This is a genomic window from Phytohabitans sp. LJ34 (assembly GCF_052068095.1).
Taxonomy (GTDB): domain Bacteria; phylum Actinomycetota; class Actinomycetes; order Mycobacteriales; family Micromonosporaceae; genus Phytohabitans.
The window spans coordinates 67,171-83,723 of sequence record NZ_JBQHDG010000005.1 but is presented as its reverse complement, the minus strand read 5'-3'; the positions used below and the strand labels follow the sequence as shown (position 1 = coordinate 83,723).

Below are 16,553 nucleotides of genomic sequence, written 5' to 3'. Positions count from 1 at the left end.
GTAGTCCTACCAGTAAACGCGGATCGGGCCGCAAGACTCAGTCCACTGGTACGACGTGGTGGGCTCGTCGCCGAGGGCGTGGCGGGCCCGGTCGGCGCCGATGTTCCAGCCGCGCCAGTCGTGCTTTGCCGCCAGGTCGCGGGCCACGTCGCCGAGCGCGCAGGAGCGCAGGGTGGCGGGTAGCCGGTCCAGCGCCGGCACCGCGTCGGCGGAGAGCCCGGACAGGTACGCCACGTCGATCTTGCCGGTGTCCTCGTAGCGGGTGACGTTGCGGTCGGCGATGAAGTGGTCCGGGTTGAGCATCGCCAGGCCGATCAACGCCGCCACGCCACTGCCGATCGCGGCCTGCGGGAGCCAGCCCGCGCGCAGCCGCACACCCGCCGCCAGCACCATCACCAGCACCGAGCCGAGCCACAGCTCGCAGGCGCTGACCAGCACGCGCAGGCGGGTGAAGCCGTACGCCTCCTCGTACGTGTGCATCCGGAAGAGCGCGGACGCGACGATCACCAGGCACAGCGCGGCCAGCCCGCCGAGCAGGACGCGGATCATCAGCCGGTCGCGGGGGTTGTCGCGCGGTGCCCACCGGGCGGCCAGCGCGAGTATGCCGAGCGTCAGCGCGGTCACCACGAGGAGCTGCCAGAAGCCGCGCCGCGCGTACTCGGCGTAGGTCAGGCCGGCGGTGCTCAACACGTGCTCCGCGCCACCGAAGAGCACGGTGAGCTGCACCGCCACGAACGCGATGAACACCGCGTTGAGCGCGATCAGCGGGACTGTCCACTCCAGACGGCGCAGGCGCGCCTTGGCCGGGCGCTCCAACCCGTCGAGGCGCGGCGGGGCGGCGAGCAGGTAGGCCCCGCCGAGCAGCGCCAGGGTGGCGAAGACGAACACGAACACCCAGCGGACCACCGTGTCCACGCTGAGCTCCGGCGTCACGCGGCCGGCCAGCTCGGCGAAGGCCGCGTCCGCGGAGGCGAAGAGCCCGCCGAAGACGAGCAGGAGCAGCAGTGATACGCCGATGGTCGCGGCGGTCCGGGCGGACGGGCCGCCGCGGTGCCGGCTGGCGACCACCTTGGCGCCGTGGGTGATCCAGGGCATGCTGCGCAGTGCCGCGACCGGCACGGCCACCGAGGTGACGACCAGCGCGGGCAGGCTACGGCCGGCGGTGACCGCGAGCGAGGCGGTCACGGCGGCGGTGAGCAGGCAGAGGACGAATAGCCAGCCGGCCGCGCGAACCGTGCCGACGCTGAGCAGTGCGAGCGTCGCGACCGTCCACAGTGGCCGGATGGTGCCGGGGACGGTCGCCGGCCGCACCGCCGGACCCCGGCCGACCGGGCCGCCATCCGCCCAGCCGCGCATCGACAGCGTGGTCAGCGCCGCCGCGCCGGCCATCCCGGCGACCGCCCACCCGACGCCCGGCCGGTCCAGTGGCACGCTCGCGGCTGCCACCAGACCGGCCATCCCCGTGGCGCCAAGTGCGATCGCGTCGGCCGGTCTGGACGGACCCGGCCAGCGGCGTTCGAGTGATGTGGGCGGGCGCGGGCCATACACCGGCACAAATGGGCGCGCCGCGGGTGGGCTCTGTATCGCCATCGTTCCTCCTCGTTTTCGGGCAGGGTCCATCCGCCCGGCGCGGTGCGCAAGGGCTTGTGCGTGCCGGAAAAATCAGGCGGGCGTCGGGATCGTGACCCGGATGCGGCAGCCGCTCTTCGCCTCCACGGGCGGGTCGAGCGCCGCGATAGTGCCACCGTGCAGCTCGACCACCCATCGGGCGATGGCAAGCCCGAGGCCGGTGCCCCCGTCGGTGCCCGCCCGCTCGCCGCGGGTGAACCGCTCGAACACCCGGGCCCGCTGGTCGCGTGGGATGCCGTCGCCCTCGTCGAGCACGTCGAAGCGGCAGTGGTCGGCAGAGGGGCGGGCGGTCACGAGCACGGTGCCGCCGGGCGGGCTGTGGCGGGCCGCGTTGTCGAGCAGGTTGGCGAAGACCTGCCGTAGCCGGTCGGGATCCGCCCGGACGCTGCCGGCCGCTTCGGGTACGAGCACCCGGAAGTCGACCTGGCGCCCCGCGCCGGCGGCGGTCACCGCGGCCTCGCGCACCACCTCGTCCAGGAAGTCGGCGATGTCGAGGTCGACCCGGTCGAGCGGCACCACGCCGGCGTCCAGCCGGGAGAGGTCGAGCAGCTCGGTGACCAACCGGCCGAGCCGCTCGGACTGGGCCAGCGCGGTGCGCAGCGCGGCCGGGTTGGGCTGCGCGACGCCGTCGACGAGGTTTTCCAGCAGGCTCTGGAGGGCGGTGATGGGTGTGCGCAGCTCGTGCGAGACGTTCGCGATGAGCTCGCGGCGCTGCCGGTCGGCGGCGGCGAGGTCGGCGGCCATCTGGTTGAACGCCCGCGCCAGCTCGCCCACCTCGTCGCGCGAGGTGGCGCGCACCCGCCGCGTGTAGTCACCGCGCGCCATCGACCGCGCCGCGGCGGTCATCTCGCGCAGCGGCGAGGTCATGCCGTGGGCAAGGATCTGCGAGGTCACCAGCGCGACGACGATGGCGGTGATGGACGTCCGGTACGCGATCCACCCGATGCCCAGCCGAAACACCACAAGCCCGGCAAACCCCGAGGCCACCAGCAGGATGCCCAGCTTGAGCTTGATCGACCGCACCGGGTCGAGCGGCCGGGGGAGCAGGTCCAGCAATGTGGTCATGGTGCAACCTCCAGCGCGTATCCGACCCCGTGCACCGTGCGGATGAGGTCGCCGCCCAGCTTGCGGCGCAACGCTTTGACGTGGCTGTCGACGGTACGGGTGCCGCCCGCCGCCGCCCACCCCCACACGTCGGCGAGCAGCTGCGCGCGGGGGAGCACCGTGCGCGGCCGCCCGGCCAGGTGCACCAGCAGGTCGAACTCGGTCGGCGTCAAATGCGCCTCGACCCCACCCCGCCGCACCCGCCGCTCCGCCTGGTTGATCTCCAGGTCACCCAGCCGGATCATCGGTGCGTCCTCCCGTGCCGCGGTGGCCGCCCGCTCGAAGCGCCGCAGCAGGGCGTGCACGCGCGCGGACAGCTCGCGCATGGAGAACGGCTTGGTCAGGTAGTCGTCGGCACCCACCGCGAGCCCGACGAGCAGGTCGGTCTCGTCGTCGCGCGCGGTGAGCATCAGCACGGGCACCGGCCGCTCCGCCTGGATCCGCCGGCACACCTCCAGCCCGTCGAAGCCGGGCAGCATCACGTCGAGCACGACGAGGTCGGGCCGCATCTGAGCGGCCGCCTCCACAGCACCGGGCCCGTCGCCCGCGATCCGCACGGTGAAACCTTCGGCCCGCAGCCGTGCGGCGACGGAGTCGGCGATCGTCCGCTCGTCCTCCACCACCAAGACCCGACGCTCGCTCATGTCCGGCACTCTATGCACCGACGATGGAGACCTCCCGCGCGAGTTGTGAACAACCTGTGGAGAACCCCGTCAGAGGCGTAGCGATTCGGGCGCGTGCAGGCGGAGCATCGTCGTGCCCACGTCGGGTGGCGTGCGGCGGCGGGTGGCCAGGGAAACCGCCACCATCACCGCGAACGCCAACGGCACCGTCCACGCCGCCGGCTGGGCGATCAGCGCGGCCGCCCACCCGTGGAGCGGCGGACCGAGGATGGTGACCAGCACCGCGCCCACCGCCGCCCCGCCGCCGACCAGGATGCCGGCGGCCGCGCCCAGGTCGGTGAGGCGCCGCCACCAGATGCCGAGCACGAGCAGCGGGCAGAAGCTTGACGCGGCCACCGCGAAGGCCAGGCCCACCACCTGCGAGACGTCGAGGCTGGCGACGTTGAGCGCAAGCACCACCGGGACCAGGCCGGCCACCAGGGCCGCCACCCGGAAGTCGCGCACGGAGCCGCGCTGGCCGGGACCGCGGTCGCTGGCGTGCGCCAGCACGTCGGTCGAGATGACACCGGCGACGCTGGTCAGCAGGCCCGAGCTCGACGACAGAAACGCGGCGAACGCGCCCGCCGCCACGAGCGCGGCAAGCATCTGTCCGAGTACGCCGTCGCCGACGACCGCGGACGGAAGCAGCAGCACGACCGCGTCGGTGTCACCGGTCATCATCAGCTGCGGGGTATAGACGCGGCCGAGTACGCCGTACAGCGTGGGTAAGAAATAGAAGAGCCCGACCAGCGCGAGCACCACAAGCGTCGTGCGCCGTGCGGCGGCGCCGTTGGGGTTGGTGTAGAAGCGCACGAGCACGTGCGGCAGCCCCATCGTGCCGAGAAACGTCGCGAGGATCAGGCTGTAGGTGCCGAAGAGCCCGCCCGCGTCGTTTCCGGGCAGCAGCCAGTCCATGTCCCGGGCTATGTCCACACCGGACACATGCGGCACCCGTTCACCGGCCTGAAATGTCAGCTCCTCACCGGGCTGTACCTCCCTTGTGGAGCCGTCGGGAAGGCTGAGGGTCGCGGGGTGGTCGACCACGACGGTGGTCGCGGTGGGGAAGGTGAGGCCGTCCGGCGGCGTCACCGGCGGACGGCCGTCCGCCTGCCAGTGCAAAACCAGGAACATCGCGGGTACAGCCAGCGCGGTGAGCTTCAGCCAATACTGGAACGCCTGCACGAACGTGATCGCGCGCATGCCGCCGAGCGCCACGTTGGCGGTGACGACGGCGCCGACGAGGAGCGCGCCGAGCTCGTAGGGGCCACCGGTGACGGTGGTGAGCGTCAGCCCGGCGCCCTGGAGCTGCGGCACGAGGTAGAGCCACCCGATGAAGACCACGAACGCGGTGGCGAGCTTGCGCAGGCCGCGCGAGTGCAGCCGCAGCTCGCAGAAGTCCGGCAGCGTGAACGCGCCCGACCGGCGCAGCGGCGCGGCGACGAAGAGCAGCAGCGCGAGATAGCCGGCGGCGAAGCCAACGGGATACCAGAGGACGTCGACGCCGTACTTGAGGATCAGGCCCGCCACGCCCAGAAACGACGCGGCCGACAGGTACTCGCCGCCGATCGCCGCCGCGTTCCAGGTGGGGCTGACCACGCGCGAGGCGACCAGGAAATCGGACGTGGTGCGGGCCAGCTTGAGGCCGTAGAAGCCGATCGCCAGCGTGACGAGCGTGACCGCGACGATCGCGGGAACGGTGTAGGGGTTGCCCATCAGCGTTCCGGCCGGCGGACCACGGCGGTGAAGTCCTGCTCGTTGCGCTCGGCGAGGTAGACGTACGTCCAGCCCACCGCGACGAGGAACGGAAACGCGCCGACGCCGAGCAGCAGCCACGGCAGGCTGATGCCGAGGACCTTCACGGTGCTGATGGTCGGCGCGACCGCGAAGAGCAGCGGCAGCGCGCCGAGCCCGATCGCCACCACCACCGACAGCCGCAGCGCGAGGGCGAGCTGGGCCCGCACGAGCCCACGCACCAGGGCGTCGCCGACCTGGGTCTGCTCGGTGAGCTCGGCCCGGGCGCGGTCGTGGGCGTGGCGGCGCACCACGTCGGCCAGCACGATCCTGGTCCGCTGTGGCGCGCCGGCGCCGGTGGTGGGCTCCTCCATGTCCGGCAGTCTCACCCACCACCGGCCGATGTCAAGCTCCGGCTACCCGATCGCCGCCAGATCGAGTACGCGGACAGACCCGTCGGCCGCCCGCCACTGGAAGATCGAGTCTTCGTATCCGTAGGAGATCCCCTCCGACCCCGATGGGGCGGTGACGCCGGCCGCCTTGCCGTCGACAAGGTCCCAGACGTACCAGAGGATCCCGCGGGCGGTTTGTACCGTGCCGACGCTGAATCTGCCGGCCATCGCGGGGCTGGCGTTGAAGCCGTCTTTCGGGTAGGGCAGCTCGCGGAGGCCGGTCCCGTCCAGGCGCTGCACGAAGTACTTGCCACCCTGGGTGGTGCCGGTGCAGATCTCCGGGGCGCAGATGACCTTCCGGGCGTTCTCGTGCGCGACCCACGGCCGCCGCTCGCCGGTCTCCACGTCCCACAGCACGCCCCTGCTCGGCGTGGACTCGTCCTCGGCGACGAAGTGCCTGGTCGTGTCCGCCCACGGCGACAGGCCGAACAGCCGGTATCCGTCGCTGTCCGGCACGCGCTGCGGCGTGCCGCCGGTGACCGGCAGGCGGTAGATCGCGGCACTTTCCTCGCCGACGAGGCCGGCCTCGTCCCAGTAGAGCGAGTCGCCGAGGACGCCGATGAGTGGAGGACTGGAGCCGTGGTCGGGTACCGTCGCGATCTTCTTGGGGTCGCCTGTGCCATCCAGCCGCGCGGTCCAGATCTCCGCGTGCCATCGCTTGCCGTTGTCGACCCCGGCCGTCCCGAACCACACGGCGTAGTCGCCGACGGCCGCGGTCCAGTCGGTCGACGACGAGTCCGGACGGGTCCGCATCTGCTCGGTGCCGAGAAAGATGACTTCGCCGGTCTCGGCGTTGAAGACGGATGGTGCGCTCGCGTTGGGCTTCCCCGTCCGCACCAGGTAGCGGTCGCCACCGAGGACGGCGAACACCTGGTAGTCGGACCCGTTCGGCAGCGTGGCCGGCAGCCGGTGCACCGCCTCCGACCAGACCTTGTCGGGCGCCTCAGCCGCTGCGAAGTCCGGCACTGTCCCCGACCAGTTCGAGCTGGCGAACGGGGGCGGCTCGTCGGTGGATCCCGCGCTCAGGTTGGCGACGGCGACCCCGCCCACCACCACGAGTACCGCGGCGCAGCCGGCCATCCCGGCGGTCCGGCGGTGCCTGCGGGCCCGCTGCCGGCGGCGTACACCGTCGAGGAAGCCCTCGTCCGGCTCAGGCGCGTGGTTGGCCGCGTCCGACAACGTGTAAGTCAGGTCCTCTTCCAGTTGGTGCGTCATCGTCCACTTCCTGCCTTCGTGTGCGCCGGTGCCCAGCTGGCGCGGAGCTTGTCCAGCGCACGGGCGGCCTGGCTGCGTACTGTGCCGCGCGCTATCCCCAGAAGCGCGGCGATCTCCTCGTCGGTGCGGTGCTCGTAGTAGCGGAGCACCAGCACGGCCCGCTGCCGGCGGGGCAGCGCGTCGAGCGCCCGCCACAGCCCAGCGTCACCCTCCGCGCGGTCCAGGCCCGGGTCGGCGTACCCACGATCCGGTGGCTCACCGACCAGCCGCTCCCGGCGCAGGCGGCGCCAGCGACTGATGTGCAGCCGGGCCATCGTCGTGCGGGCGTACCCCTCGGGGTCGTCCTTGCGCAGCACCCGCGACCAGGCCGAGCCGAGGCGCGCGAGCGCCTCCTGGGCCAGGTCGGCCGCGTCGTGCGGGTTGCCGGTCAGCACGTACCCGTAGCGGACGAGTGCGGCCGACCGCGCTCGGACGAAGTCTTCGAAAGCCTTGTCGGCGTCCTTCATGCCCACCTCCCTCGCCACCAGGGACGTGGCAGGACGAACCACTGTTGCACGGGACCTGTGGAAAACCTGACCTGTGGATAATGCTGTTTGGCCTGTGGATGACGCTTGGGGACAGAATGACCACCAGCCCTTTGATGAGGCACGAACCCGGAACGCCGTGGTCCATCGTCGATCTCAAGGCGTTACCCGACGACGACACCAACCGGTACGAGATCTATTGCGGCAGCCTTTTGGTAACGCCGCGCGGATACATGCCTCATGGCCTTGTCGTCAGCCGCCTTCATCGGCTTCTGCTTCGGCAGGCGCCCGGCGGCCTCATGGTCGGTGCCGGGTTGGGCGTCAGTGACAATGTCGCGTCCTACTTCATCCCTGCCCTGCTGGTGGTCCCGGAGACGGCACTGGCGGAAGACGGCGACGCCTTGCATCCCGCCGAGGTGCTTGTTGTGGTGGAGGTGCTATCACCTAGCAACGCTCGCTATGACCTGGTGGTAAAGCGCGACGAGTACGCGATCGCCGGCATTCCCCTCTACTGGATCGTCGATCCGAAGAAGCAGACCCTGACCGTGCTCGAGCTGGCCGACGACGGCACCTACCGGGATGCCGCTGTCGTCGAGCCGGGGCAGGTGTGGCGCACCGACACGCCGTTTCCGCTCGCCTTCGACCTGGCGGAGATCTTCTAGCGGTTCCAGTCCTGCTTGGCGGCGCGTACCAGCTTGTCCTTCAGCTCGCGGGTGTGGCGGCGAGAGACCGGCAGCTCGGTCTCGTCGACGACCACGACGTAGCCGGAGCCGGTCAGCCGGAGCTCGGCGATGAGCCGTAGCTGCACCAGATACGAGCGGTGGATCCGGACAAACCCGGCGTCTGCCCAGCGCTCGGCCAGCGTGGCCAGCGGCACGCGCACGAGGTGTGATCCGTCGGCCGTGTGCAGGCGGGCGTAGTCGCCCTGTGCCTCGACCCACCGCACCGCCGAGCGGGGCAGCATGCGGGTGGTGCCGGCGAGCTCGACCGGGATCGTCGGGTCTTCATCGGCGCGTGGCGCGGCGGTCGGGCCGGCCGGCACCACGCGTGAGCTGACCACCCGGCGCAGCGACTCGCCGATCCGTTCCGGCTGCACCGGCTTGCGTACGTAGTCGGTTACGCCCAGGTCGAAGGCGTCGACGGCCGCGTCGTCGTAGGCGGTCACGAACACGATCGCCGGCGGCCGGGCAAAGCGGCGCAGCACGCGGGCCAGCTCCATGCCGTCGAGGCCGGGCATGCGGATGTCGAGGAAGACGACGTCGACGTCGGTGTCGCGCAGGACGCGCAGCGCCTCGGTCGCGTCGGAGGCGGTGTGGAGGCGGCCGACGCGCGGGTCGGTGCGCAGCAGGTAGGCCAGCTCGTCGAGGGCCGGCGGCTCGTCGTCGACGGCCAGCACGCGCAGGAAGGCGTTCACGGGCTCGTCCGGACCGCGGGATGAAACTTCGGCACTCGCATGCTCACTTTCGTACCCGCCCCGAGCCCGGTTTCCACCACCAGACCGAACTGGTCGCCGAAGACGGAGCGGAGTCGCTCGTCCACGTTGGACAGTCCAACGTGGCCCGATTCGTGACTGTCGGCGGCCTCGGCGACGCCGGCGACCAGCACTGCCGGGTCCATGCCCACGCCGTCGTCTTCGACGGTGATGTGGCACTCGGCCCCGGCGTCGCGGGCCTCGATGCTCACCATACCCACGCCCGGCTTACGGGACAGGCCGTGCCGCACGGCGTTCTCCACCAGCGGCTGTAGGCAGAGGAACGGCAGGCCGACCGGCAGCACCTCGGGCGCGATCTGCAACCGCACCTGGAGGCGGTCGCCAAAGCGGGCCCGCTCGATCGTGAGGTACCGGTCGATGGAGCGCAGCTCCTCGGCGAGCGTGGTGAAGTCGCCGTGCGAGCGGAAGGAGTACCGGGTGAACTCGGCGAACTCCAGGATCAGCTCGCGCGCCCGCTCCGGGTCGGTACGGACAAAGGAGGCGATGGCGGACAGCGCGTTGTAGACGAAGTGCGGGCTGATCTGGGCGCGGAGGGCGCGTACCTCGGCGCGGGCGAGCATTTCCCGCGAGGAATCCAGCTCGGCGAGCGCGAGCTGAGCACCGGCCCAGCGGGCGGTCTCGAGCGTCGCCTGCACGAGCCCGGGCGCCGGCTGGTCGTCGGCGACCGCCACGAGCGCGCCCGGTGCCGAGCCGTCGGGGCCGGACATCGGCGCCACCACCGCGCCGCGCACCGGGCAGTCGACCCGGTCACAGGGCAGCTCGCCGAGCCCGAGCACGGTGGAGCGGCCGGCGGCGAGTGCCTTCCGGGACGCGGCGACGAGCTGAGCGGAGTGGTGGGTGCCGCGGCCGTCGAGCGCCAAAACGGCCTCGTCGTCGACGATCGCGAGCCCGGGCGCGCCGACCAGCGCGCGCAGGTGCCGGATCGCCTTCGCCGCGCTCGCCTGGCTGAGCCCGGTGCGCAGCGGATCGGCGGCCAGGCCGGCGGTGTGCAGCACGTCGTACGTGGCTCGCTGCGTCGCGGTCGCGATGCCGCGGCGGGCGCGCAGCCGGGCAACGGCCCAGACCGCCGCCACCAGCGCGCTGACCAGCGCGAGAACGGCGAGCGCCGCGGAGACGTTCGCACCCATGGGCAGATCATGGCACCTCGCGGTAACCCAAGAAGATTCGAGCTACCGCGATGGCCGTCGTGGTCGAGACCGTGGCACGGGGTGCTTCCCGCGGGCCTCCCCCCGTCCGCTGTTGGTCACGCGGTATGGGCTTGCACCGCGGACATGGCAGCGGAGGCCGGGGATCTCGGCTCGCTCCGCGAGCCGCCGGCCTCCGCGGTCTCCGGCGGGAGCAGCGGTCCGCGACTGACGCGGACCCGGGAAATCTGCCTTTAGTAAGCGCCCTTTCGGGCGAGGACGACCCCTACGGTGCGCCAGAGGATGCTCAGGTCATATGCGAGCGACCAGTTGTCCACGTAGTAGAGGTCGAGGCGCACGGCCTCGTCCCACGACAGGTCGGAGCGGCCGGACACCTGCCACAGGCCGGTGATGCCGGGGCGGACCAGCAGCCGCCGCCGCACGTCGCCGAGGAAGTCGCCGTCGTCGGCGGGGAGCGGTCGGGGACCGACGAGGGACATCTCGCCCCAGAGCACGTTGATCAGCTGGGGCAGCTCGTCGAGAGAGCTGGCCCGCAGGAAGCGCCCGACCGGGAAGACGCGCGGGTCATCCTTGATCTTGAAGAGCATGCCGTCGGTCTCGTTCTGGTCGACCAGCGAGGCGAGGCGATCTTCGGCGTCGACGTACATGGTCCGGAACTTCCAGACCCGGAACGTCCGGCCCTCGTGACCCACGCGCGGCTGCCGGAAGAACACCGGGCCGCGGTCGGACAGCTTGATGGCGAGCGCGATCGCCAGGAACACCGGGATCAGCACCAGCAACCCCAGGCCGGCCGCGACGCGGTCGAGCAGGTTTTTGGCCAGCCAGCCGATGCCGGAGAGCGTGGGCTCTTCCACGTGCAGCAGCGGCAGGCCCTCGATCGGCCGGATGTGTACCCGCGGGCCGGCGATGTCGGTGAGCTGTGGCGCCACAACGAGGTCGATGCCGGTGCCCTCGAGCTGCCAGGCCAGGCGGCGCAGCTCGCCCGGCTCGGCGCTGGCCGAGCCGCACACGGCGATCGTGTCGGCGCCGACCTCGCGGACCAGCGTCAGCACGTCGCGCCCGGAGTGCACCGGCACCGGCGTCTCGATGCCGCGCGCGGCCGCGTATCCGTCGGTGATGTGGATGGCGACCGGCACCAGGCCGGCGGACGGGCTGCGGGTGACCGCGGTGTAGACCTCCAGCGTCTCCGGCAGTGTGCCGATGAGCAGCATGCGGTGGCCGGCCTGGCCGGCGCGCTTGCGCACCTGGTGGAGGACGAACCGGGCGAAGTAACGAGCGATCAGGATGAGCAGCGTCGCGCCGACGAGCGCGGTGGCCACGGTGAGTCGGGAGAGGTCGGTCTTGGTGGCGAACGCGAGGAAGGACACGCTCGCCATGACCGTCACCGACGCGCGCACCACTCGTTTGAACTCATCGGTGCCGAGGCCGAGGTAGCGGCGGTCGTAGGCGCCGTTGGCCCAGAGCATGATGAGCCAACCGAGTGGCAGCAGCACGTACGCCACGGTCTTGAACCACGCCTCGTCGGCATCCTGGAAGCCGGAGACGGCCTGGTCGTACGCGCTGATGGAGATAAGGCTGGCCAGTGCGGCCGCCCCATAGTCGAGCAAAAGCAGCACCGCCGTGTACGGGCGGTGCCAGCGGGACGCGCGCCTGCGGGCGCGGGCCCACGCCGAGCGCGGCACACCGTTGTGCGATGGCGGCGTCGGCGCCTGAATCTCGAAGCTGTCGACGTGGCGCACAGTCCTGCTCCGGCCTGTGTTGGCTACCGGGCGTTGGAGGCTTGTCGTCACCTCACCTACGTCCTCCCGCTTTGCACGTGCCGCCCATGTGCCGTCAGGCTCGGGACTGACCACCGCATCAGTCTCCCATGGTCACCGCGGCGGATCGGTGACCGCAGAGACAATACGCCCCACCGTGATCGAATGGGACCATGGACCGGGCCACTATACCGAGCGTTGCCCACCGGGCATGTGCCCGTTGGCTCCGGTTTGCAAAACGGTAGGTCACGGCCATATCGCCTAGCGCACGAGCCGTGACAGTCTGCGATCGGCGAGTGGCTTTCCGCCGGTCTGGCACGTCGGGCAGTACTGGAGGCTGGAGTCGGCGAACGACACCTCCCGGACCGTGTCGCCGCACACCGGGCAGGGCAGCCCCGTGCGGGCGTGCACCCGGAGCCCCGAGCGCTTTTCGCCCTTGAGCTCGGCGGCGCGCTGCCCGACCGAGCGGGTCACCGCGTCGGTCAGGATCTCGTGTACCGCCGCGTGCAGCTGGGCCATCTGCTCGTCGGTGAGCCGGGTGGTGATCGCGAACGGGGAGAGCTTGGCGGCGTGCAGGATCTCGTCGGAGTACGCGTTGCCCACGCCGGCGAGCACCTCCTGCGAGGTCAGCACGCCCTTGATCTGCCCCTTGCGGCTGCGGATGCGCGCGGCGAACGTCTCCAGGTCGGCGGCGAGCGCGTCCGGCCCGAGGCGCGCCACGCCGGGCACCAGCGCCAGGTCTTTCACCAGGTACGCGGCGAGGCTCTTCTTGGTGCCCGCCTCGGTGAGGTCGAACCCGGAGCCGTCGTCGAGCCGCATCCGGAGCGCGATCGGCCCCTTGCCGGGCTTGAGTGGCGCGGGGCTGTTGAACGACTCGCGATAGTGCAACCAGCCGGCCCGCGCCAGGTGCACGACGAGGTGCAGGTCGCCGCCGATGTGTACGTCGAGGAACTTGCCGTGCCGGCCGGCGCCGGTGATCTCTTGGCCGGCGGCGGCGGACGGCGGCGGGTCGTACGTCTTCAGGGCGCTCAACGCGGCGACCTCGAGCCGGTCTACACGCCGTCCGGCGGCCCGCTCGCGAAGGTACGCGGCGAGCGCCTCCACCTCGGGCAGCTCAGGCATGCGACAAACGGTAGCCGGAATCGTCGGTCGATCAGAGGCCGAGCAGGTGCAGTGCGGCGAAACCGTCGTCGGCGATACGCCGGATGAGCCCGTCGTTGACGTCGCGGTGCTCGTCGAGCACCGTCACCTCACTCTCCGTGATCCATCGCCACTCCGTGTGCTTGCCTTCCTCCAACCGCGGGCGGCGCAGGTCGCCGTCGACCCGCACGAGGAAGTCGGTCTCCACTCGGTTGATGCCGTCATCGCCCGTGTACGCGTATTCACCGACGGTGCCGAGGACGACCGAGACGGTCCAGCCGGTCTCCTCCTCGACCTCTCGCCGCAGCGCGTCCTCCAGGCTCTCGCCCTGCTCCAGATGGCCGCCGACGATGTCCCAGGTATTGGGAAACAGGCGCCGATCGGGTGACCGGCGCTGGATGAAAATGCGCCCGTCGTCGTCGACGATCAAGGCGCCGGCGCAGCGTAGGGGCTCTGTGGACACAATCTGAATCTATCCACCTGACTCCCGTCCCGATAGAACGCAAGTCTTGTAGTTCTGTCTCCGTTCGGGCGACCATGTCCGTACGGTGCCTTGAGGGGTGATGTGCGATGCGCGTTCGCGATGCCATGTCCAGCCAGGTTCTCGTCGTCGGCCCCGAGCACACGCTGCGACAGGCCGCCCAGATGATGGCCACCCGCCGTATCGGCTCGGCCATCGTGATCGACCCCGACTCCGAAGGGGTCGGCATCATGACCGAGCGTGACGTTCTCAACGCCATCGGCCGGGGCCTCGACCCGGACGTGGAGCACACGTCCGCCCACCTCACCTGGGACGTGGTCTACGCCAGCCCTGACTGGACCCTCGAGGACGCGGCCGTGGCGATGGCCCGCGGCGGCTTCCGCCACCTCGTCGTCATGGAAGAGAGTGACGTGCTGGGCATCATTTCGGTGCGCGACATCATGCGGGTCTGGGCCCAGCAGCATACGAGCGCCAAGGTCTGACCCCGCACACTTCCGTGTATCTGGGTCGTGATGATCAACTTCGGTACGTACGCTGTGCAACCATGACCGCCGAGCAGCTGATCTCCTTCGCCCGTGGCGCGCCATCGCTGGACATCGTCGATGTCGAGGGCCTCAAGGCCGCCGCCGTCCGCGCGTTCGACGCCGATCCCGGCGGGATCACGGCGTACGGCACGTCCGTCGGCTACCCGCCCCTTCGCAAGTGGATCGCCGACAAGCACGGCGTCTCCGTCAACCAGGTGCTGGTCACCAACGGCTCGCTCCAGGCCGACGCGTTCCTGTTCGACTACCTCGTCGGTCCCGGCGACGCCGTGGTGGTGGAGCGCCCGACCTACGACCGCACGCTGCTCAACCTGCGCAACAGGGGCGGCGAGATCCACGCGGTCACCCTCCAGCCCGACGGCATCGACACCGACGAGCTGCGCAAGCTGCTGGAGTCCGGGGTACGCCCCAAGCTGGCGCACATCATCCCGAACTACCAGAACCCGGCTGGCGTCACGCTCTCGATGGCCAAGCGCGAGGCGCTGCTCGACCTCGCCGCCGAGTACGGCTTCACGATCTTCGAGGACGACCCGTACGTCGACATCCGCTTCCGCGGCGAGGCGCAGCCCTCGATGCTCTCGCTCGACGAGACCGGCGTCGTCGTGCACGCCTCCAGCTTCACCAAGACCGTCTGCCCGGGCGTGCGGGTCGGCTACCTCGTAGGGCCGGCGCCGCTGATCGGCGACATCGCCAAGCGGGCCACCAACCTCTACATCTCGCCCGGCATGGTGGCGCAGGCGATCGTCCACCAGTTCTGCGCGTCCGGCGACATCGACCGCTCGATCGAGACGGTCAAGGCCGCGCTGGGCGAGCGGGCCACGGTCCTGGCGGCCGCGCTGCGCGAGCACATCCCGGGCGTGCGCTTCACCGAGCCGGACGGCGGCTACTTCCTCTGGATCGAGCTTCCCGACGACGTGCTCGCCGACGACGTCTTCACGGCGGCCGCCGAGCGGGGCGTCGCTGTGGTCAAGGGCAGCGACTTCCTGCTGGAGGGCGGGGAGCACGCGCTGCGCCTCGCGTTCTCCGCGGTGACCGTCGACCAGATCGAGGAAGGCGTGCGCCGCCTGGCCGCCGCCGTCCAAACCGTCCGTCGATAGACGCACCCCACGAAAACGCGAGGCGAAGCGGGGCGTTTCTACGGGGGCCCCGCGATCTTCTGTCGGATTTCCGACAATGTGTCATCGCTGCCAGCTCAGGGTTCCCCTCGGGCCGGCTAACGGATCACAATGCTGCGAGCAAGCTGGGTCTTCCAGCGCTGTTGGTCGCGTCACGACCCCGCGACGCGGCCAACGGCGCCCAGGGAAAGCTGTTATGCGGTTGACCCCATAAGCAAAACCCCCCGCCCCCCATCGGCGCCGGGTGGGCCGCTCGCCACCCCCACCCCCCGACGCGGCCGGTCCGCCCGGCGCCTCAGCCACAGAGCCGCACGCGCTCTTCCCGTGATCAGGAACGCCCTGATCTGAGACGGGCGGGATTCGTGATGCATAGGAAGATGGGTCCATGGCGGATGAGGGTGCCCAGCGTGCGGACGGGTTGGGGCGGCCGCTGGCCCGCACCTGGGCCGCACCCGTCCGGCGGGCGATGACCCGGATGCTGAGCCCCACCGACGGCGCCGCCCGTCGGGACCACTCGCCCCCCTCCACGCGCAGCGCGGTCGTCGACTGCGCGCTCTACGTCGATGGCGAGCGCCAGCCTGGCGAGTGGCACTACGCCGAGGCGCTGGCCGCGGCCCGCCGGGAGCGGCAGCGGCACGCCTTCGTCTGGCTCGGCCTGCACGAGCCGGGCGCCGCCGAGATGGCCGACATCGCCGAGACGTACGGGCTGCACGAGCTCGCCGTCGAAGACGCGGTCAAGGCGGAGCAGCGGCCCAAACTGGAGCAGTTCGGCGAGGTGAGCTCGCTGGTGCTGCGCACCGCCCGCTACGTCGGCAAGGGCGAGGTCACCGAGACGGCCGAGGTCGTGGAGACCGGCCAGGTGATGCTGTTCATCGGGCCGGCCTTCGTGATCACGGTGCGCCACGGCGACGCCTGCCGGCTCTCGCCCGTCCGCGTCGACCTGGAGGGCAAGCAGGACCTGCTGCTGCAAGGGCCGTGGTCGGTGGCGTACGCGGTGACCGACCGGGTGGTCGACCTGTACGTGGAGGTGGCCGACCAGGTCGAGGTCGAGCTCGACGCGCTGGAGGCGCAGGTCTTCGACCGCAACTCGCACGGCCGGATCCAGAGCATTTACCAGATGAAGCGGGAGCTGGTGGAGTTCAAGCGCGCGGTGGTGCCGCTACAGCGCCCCTTGATCACGCTGACCGCGCAGGTCAACCGGGAAGTACCGAAGGAGATCCGGCGCTACTTCCGGGACGTGCAGGACCACCTCACCCGCACCGTCGAGCAGATCAACTCCTACGACGACCTGCTCAACTCGGTGCTCCAGGCGCGGTTGGCGCAGGTGACGGTGGATCAAAACAACGACATGCGCAAGATCGCCGCATGGGCCGCCATCGCCGCGGTGTGGACCGCGTTCGCCGGCATCTACGGCATGAACTTCACGCACATGCCGGAACTCGGCTGGACGTACGGCTATCCGGTGGTGCTCGCCGTGATGCTGACCATCTCGCTCGGGCTCTACCGCTTCTTCCGCAAGAACGGCTGGCTGTAGGCCCGCCGGCGAACCGGCGGGCCCACAGTC

The 16,553-nt window shown here is 70.9% G+C and carries 16 protein-coding genes; 4 read left to right on the top strand and 12 right to left on the bottom strand.

Features of this window, described 5'->3' with window-relative positions:
• Window positions 1-6 precede the first annotated feature (6 nt).
• The 7 genes from ACTMTJ_RS10400 to ACTMTJ_RS10370 form a co-directional block, all read right to left on the bottom strand.
• Complete coding sequence (locus ACTMTJ_RS10400; protein WP_441215942.1) at window positions 7-1,446, bottom strand: DUF4153 domain-containing protein; 1,440 nt, start codon at window positions 1,444-1,446, stop codon at window positions 7-9.
• A gap of 216 nt (window positions 1,447-1,662) precedes the next feature.
• The gene (locus ACTMTJ_RS10395) at window positions 1,663-2,694 is read right to left on the bottom strand and encodes an ATP-binding protein (protein ID WP_441215941.1); all 1,032 of its coding nucleotides are present in this window, start codon (window positions 2,692-2,694) and stop codon (window positions 1,663-1,665) included.
• The gene (locus ACTMTJ_RS10390; protein WP_441215940.1) at window positions 2,691-3,377 is read right to left on the bottom strand and encodes a response regulator transcription factor; all 687 of its coding nucleotides are present in this window, start codon (window positions 3,375-3,377) and stop codon (window positions 2,691-2,693) included. The genes ACTMTJ_RS10395 and ACTMTJ_RS10390 overlap by 4 nt, the downstream gene beginning before the upstream one ends.
• A 69-nt stretch (window positions 3,378-3,446) precedes the next feature.
• Window positions 3,447-5,108 (bottom strand): sodium/solute symporter, encoded by a 1,662-nt coding sequence (locus tag ACTMTJ_RS10385; RefSeq protein WP_441215939.1) that lies wholly within the window; start codon window positions 5,106-5,108, stop codon window positions 3,447-3,449.
• On the bottom strand, window positions 5,108-5,500 hold the full coding sequence (locus tag ACTMTJ_RS10380; RefSeq protein WP_441215938.1) for a hypothetical protein: 393 nt from the start codon (window positions 5,498-5,500) through the stop codon (window positions 5,108-5,110). Before ACTMTJ_RS10380 ends, ACTMTJ_RS10385 begins: the two co-directional genes overlap by 1 nt.
• Before the next feature lie 42 nt (window positions 5,501-5,542).
• Window positions 5,543-6,793, bottom strand: a complete 1,251-nt coding sequence (locus ACTMTJ_RS10375; RefSeq protein WP_441215937.1) for a hypothetical protein — start codon at window positions 6,791-6,793, stop codon at window positions 5,543-5,545.
• Window positions 6,790-7,299, bottom strand: a complete 510-nt coding sequence (locus ACTMTJ_RS10370; RefSeq protein ID WP_441215936.1) for a SigE family RNA polymerase sigma factor — start codon at window positions 7,297-7,299, stop codon at window positions 6,790-6,792. Before ACTMTJ_RS10370 ends, ACTMTJ_RS10375 begins: the two co-directional genes overlap by 4 nt.
• Before the next feature lie 80 nt (window positions 7,300-7,379).
• Here ACTMTJ_RS10370 and ACTMTJ_RS10365 point away from each other — a divergent pair, with 80 nt between their 5' ends.
• Window positions 7,380-7,979, top strand: coding sequence for a Uma2 family endonuclease (locus tag ACTMTJ_RS10365; RefSeq protein ID WP_441215935.1), 600 nt, complete (start codon window positions 7,380-7,382; stop codon window positions 7,977-7,979).
• On the opposite strand, the gene ACTMTJ_RS10360 is transcribed toward ACTMTJ_RS10365, so the two are convergent.
• From ACTMTJ_RS10360 to ACTMTJ_RS10340, 5 genes are all read right to left on the bottom strand, one after another.
• Window positions 7,976-8,731 carry a LytR/AlgR family response regulator transcription factor gene (locus ACTMTJ_RS10360; RefSeq protein ID WP_441215934.1) on the bottom strand — a complete coding sequence of 252 codons (756 nt, stop codon included), beginning with the start codon at window positions 8,729-8,731 and terminating at the stop codon, window positions 7,976-7,978. The genes ACTMTJ_RS10365 and ACTMTJ_RS10360 overlap by 4 nt on opposite strands.
• Window positions 8,728-9,936, bottom strand: coding sequence for a sensor histidine kinase (locus tag ACTMTJ_RS10355; RefSeq protein WP_441215933.1), 1,209 nt, complete (start codon window positions 9,934-9,936; stop codon window positions 8,728-8,730). The genes ACTMTJ_RS10360 and ACTMTJ_RS10355 overlap by 4 nt, the downstream gene beginning before the upstream one ends.
• Before the next feature lie 251 nt (window positions 9,937-10,187).
• A complete protein-coding gene (locus ACTMTJ_RS10350) occupies window positions 10,188-11,693 on the bottom strand; it encodes a sugar transferase (protein WP_441215932.1) in 1,506 nt (501 codons plus the stop codon).
• A 279-nt stretch (window positions 11,694-11,972) separates the two neighbouring features.
• Window positions 11,973-12,833, bottom strand: coding sequence for an Fpg/Nei family DNA glycosylase (locus ACTMTJ_RS10345; RefSeq protein ID WP_441215931.1), 861 nt, complete (start codon window positions 12,831-12,833; stop codon window positions 11,973-11,975).
• A 31-nt stretch (window positions 12,834-12,864) separates the two neighbouring features.
• A complete protein-coding gene (locus tag ACTMTJ_RS10340) occupies window positions 12,865-13,314 on the bottom strand; it encodes an NUDIX hydrolase (protein ID WP_441215930.1) in 450 nt (149 codons plus the stop codon).
• 107 nt (window positions 13,315-13,421) lie between these two features.
• On the opposite strand from ACTMTJ_RS10340, the gene ACTMTJ_RS10335 reads away from it, so the two are divergent.
• The 3 genes from ACTMTJ_RS10335 to corA all read left to right on the top strand — a co-directional run bounded on the left by ACTMTJ_RS10335 (window position 13,422) and on the right by corA (window position 16,523).
• Window positions 13,422-13,814: a CBS domain-containing protein gene (locus ACTMTJ_RS10335; RefSeq protein WP_441215929.1), complete on the top strand. Its 393-nt coding sequence runs from the start codon at window positions 13,422-13,424 to the stop codon at window positions 13,812-13,814.
• Window positions 13,815-13,876: 62 nt separating this feature from the next.
• Window positions 13,877-14,971: a PLP-dependent aminotransferase family protein gene (locus tag ACTMTJ_RS10330; protein ID WP_441215928.1), complete on the top strand. Its 1,095-nt coding sequence runs from the start codon at window positions 13,877-13,879 to the stop codon at window positions 14,969-14,971.
• Between the two features lie 403 nt (window positions 14,972-15,374).
• On the top strand, window positions 15,375-16,523 hold the full coding sequence (corA, locus tag ACTMTJ_RS10325; RefSeq protein WP_441215927.1) for a magnesium/cobalt transporter CorA: 1,149 nt from the start codon (window positions 15,375-15,377) through the stop codon (window positions 16,521-16,523).
• Window positions 16,524-16,553: the final 30 nt, after the last annotated feature.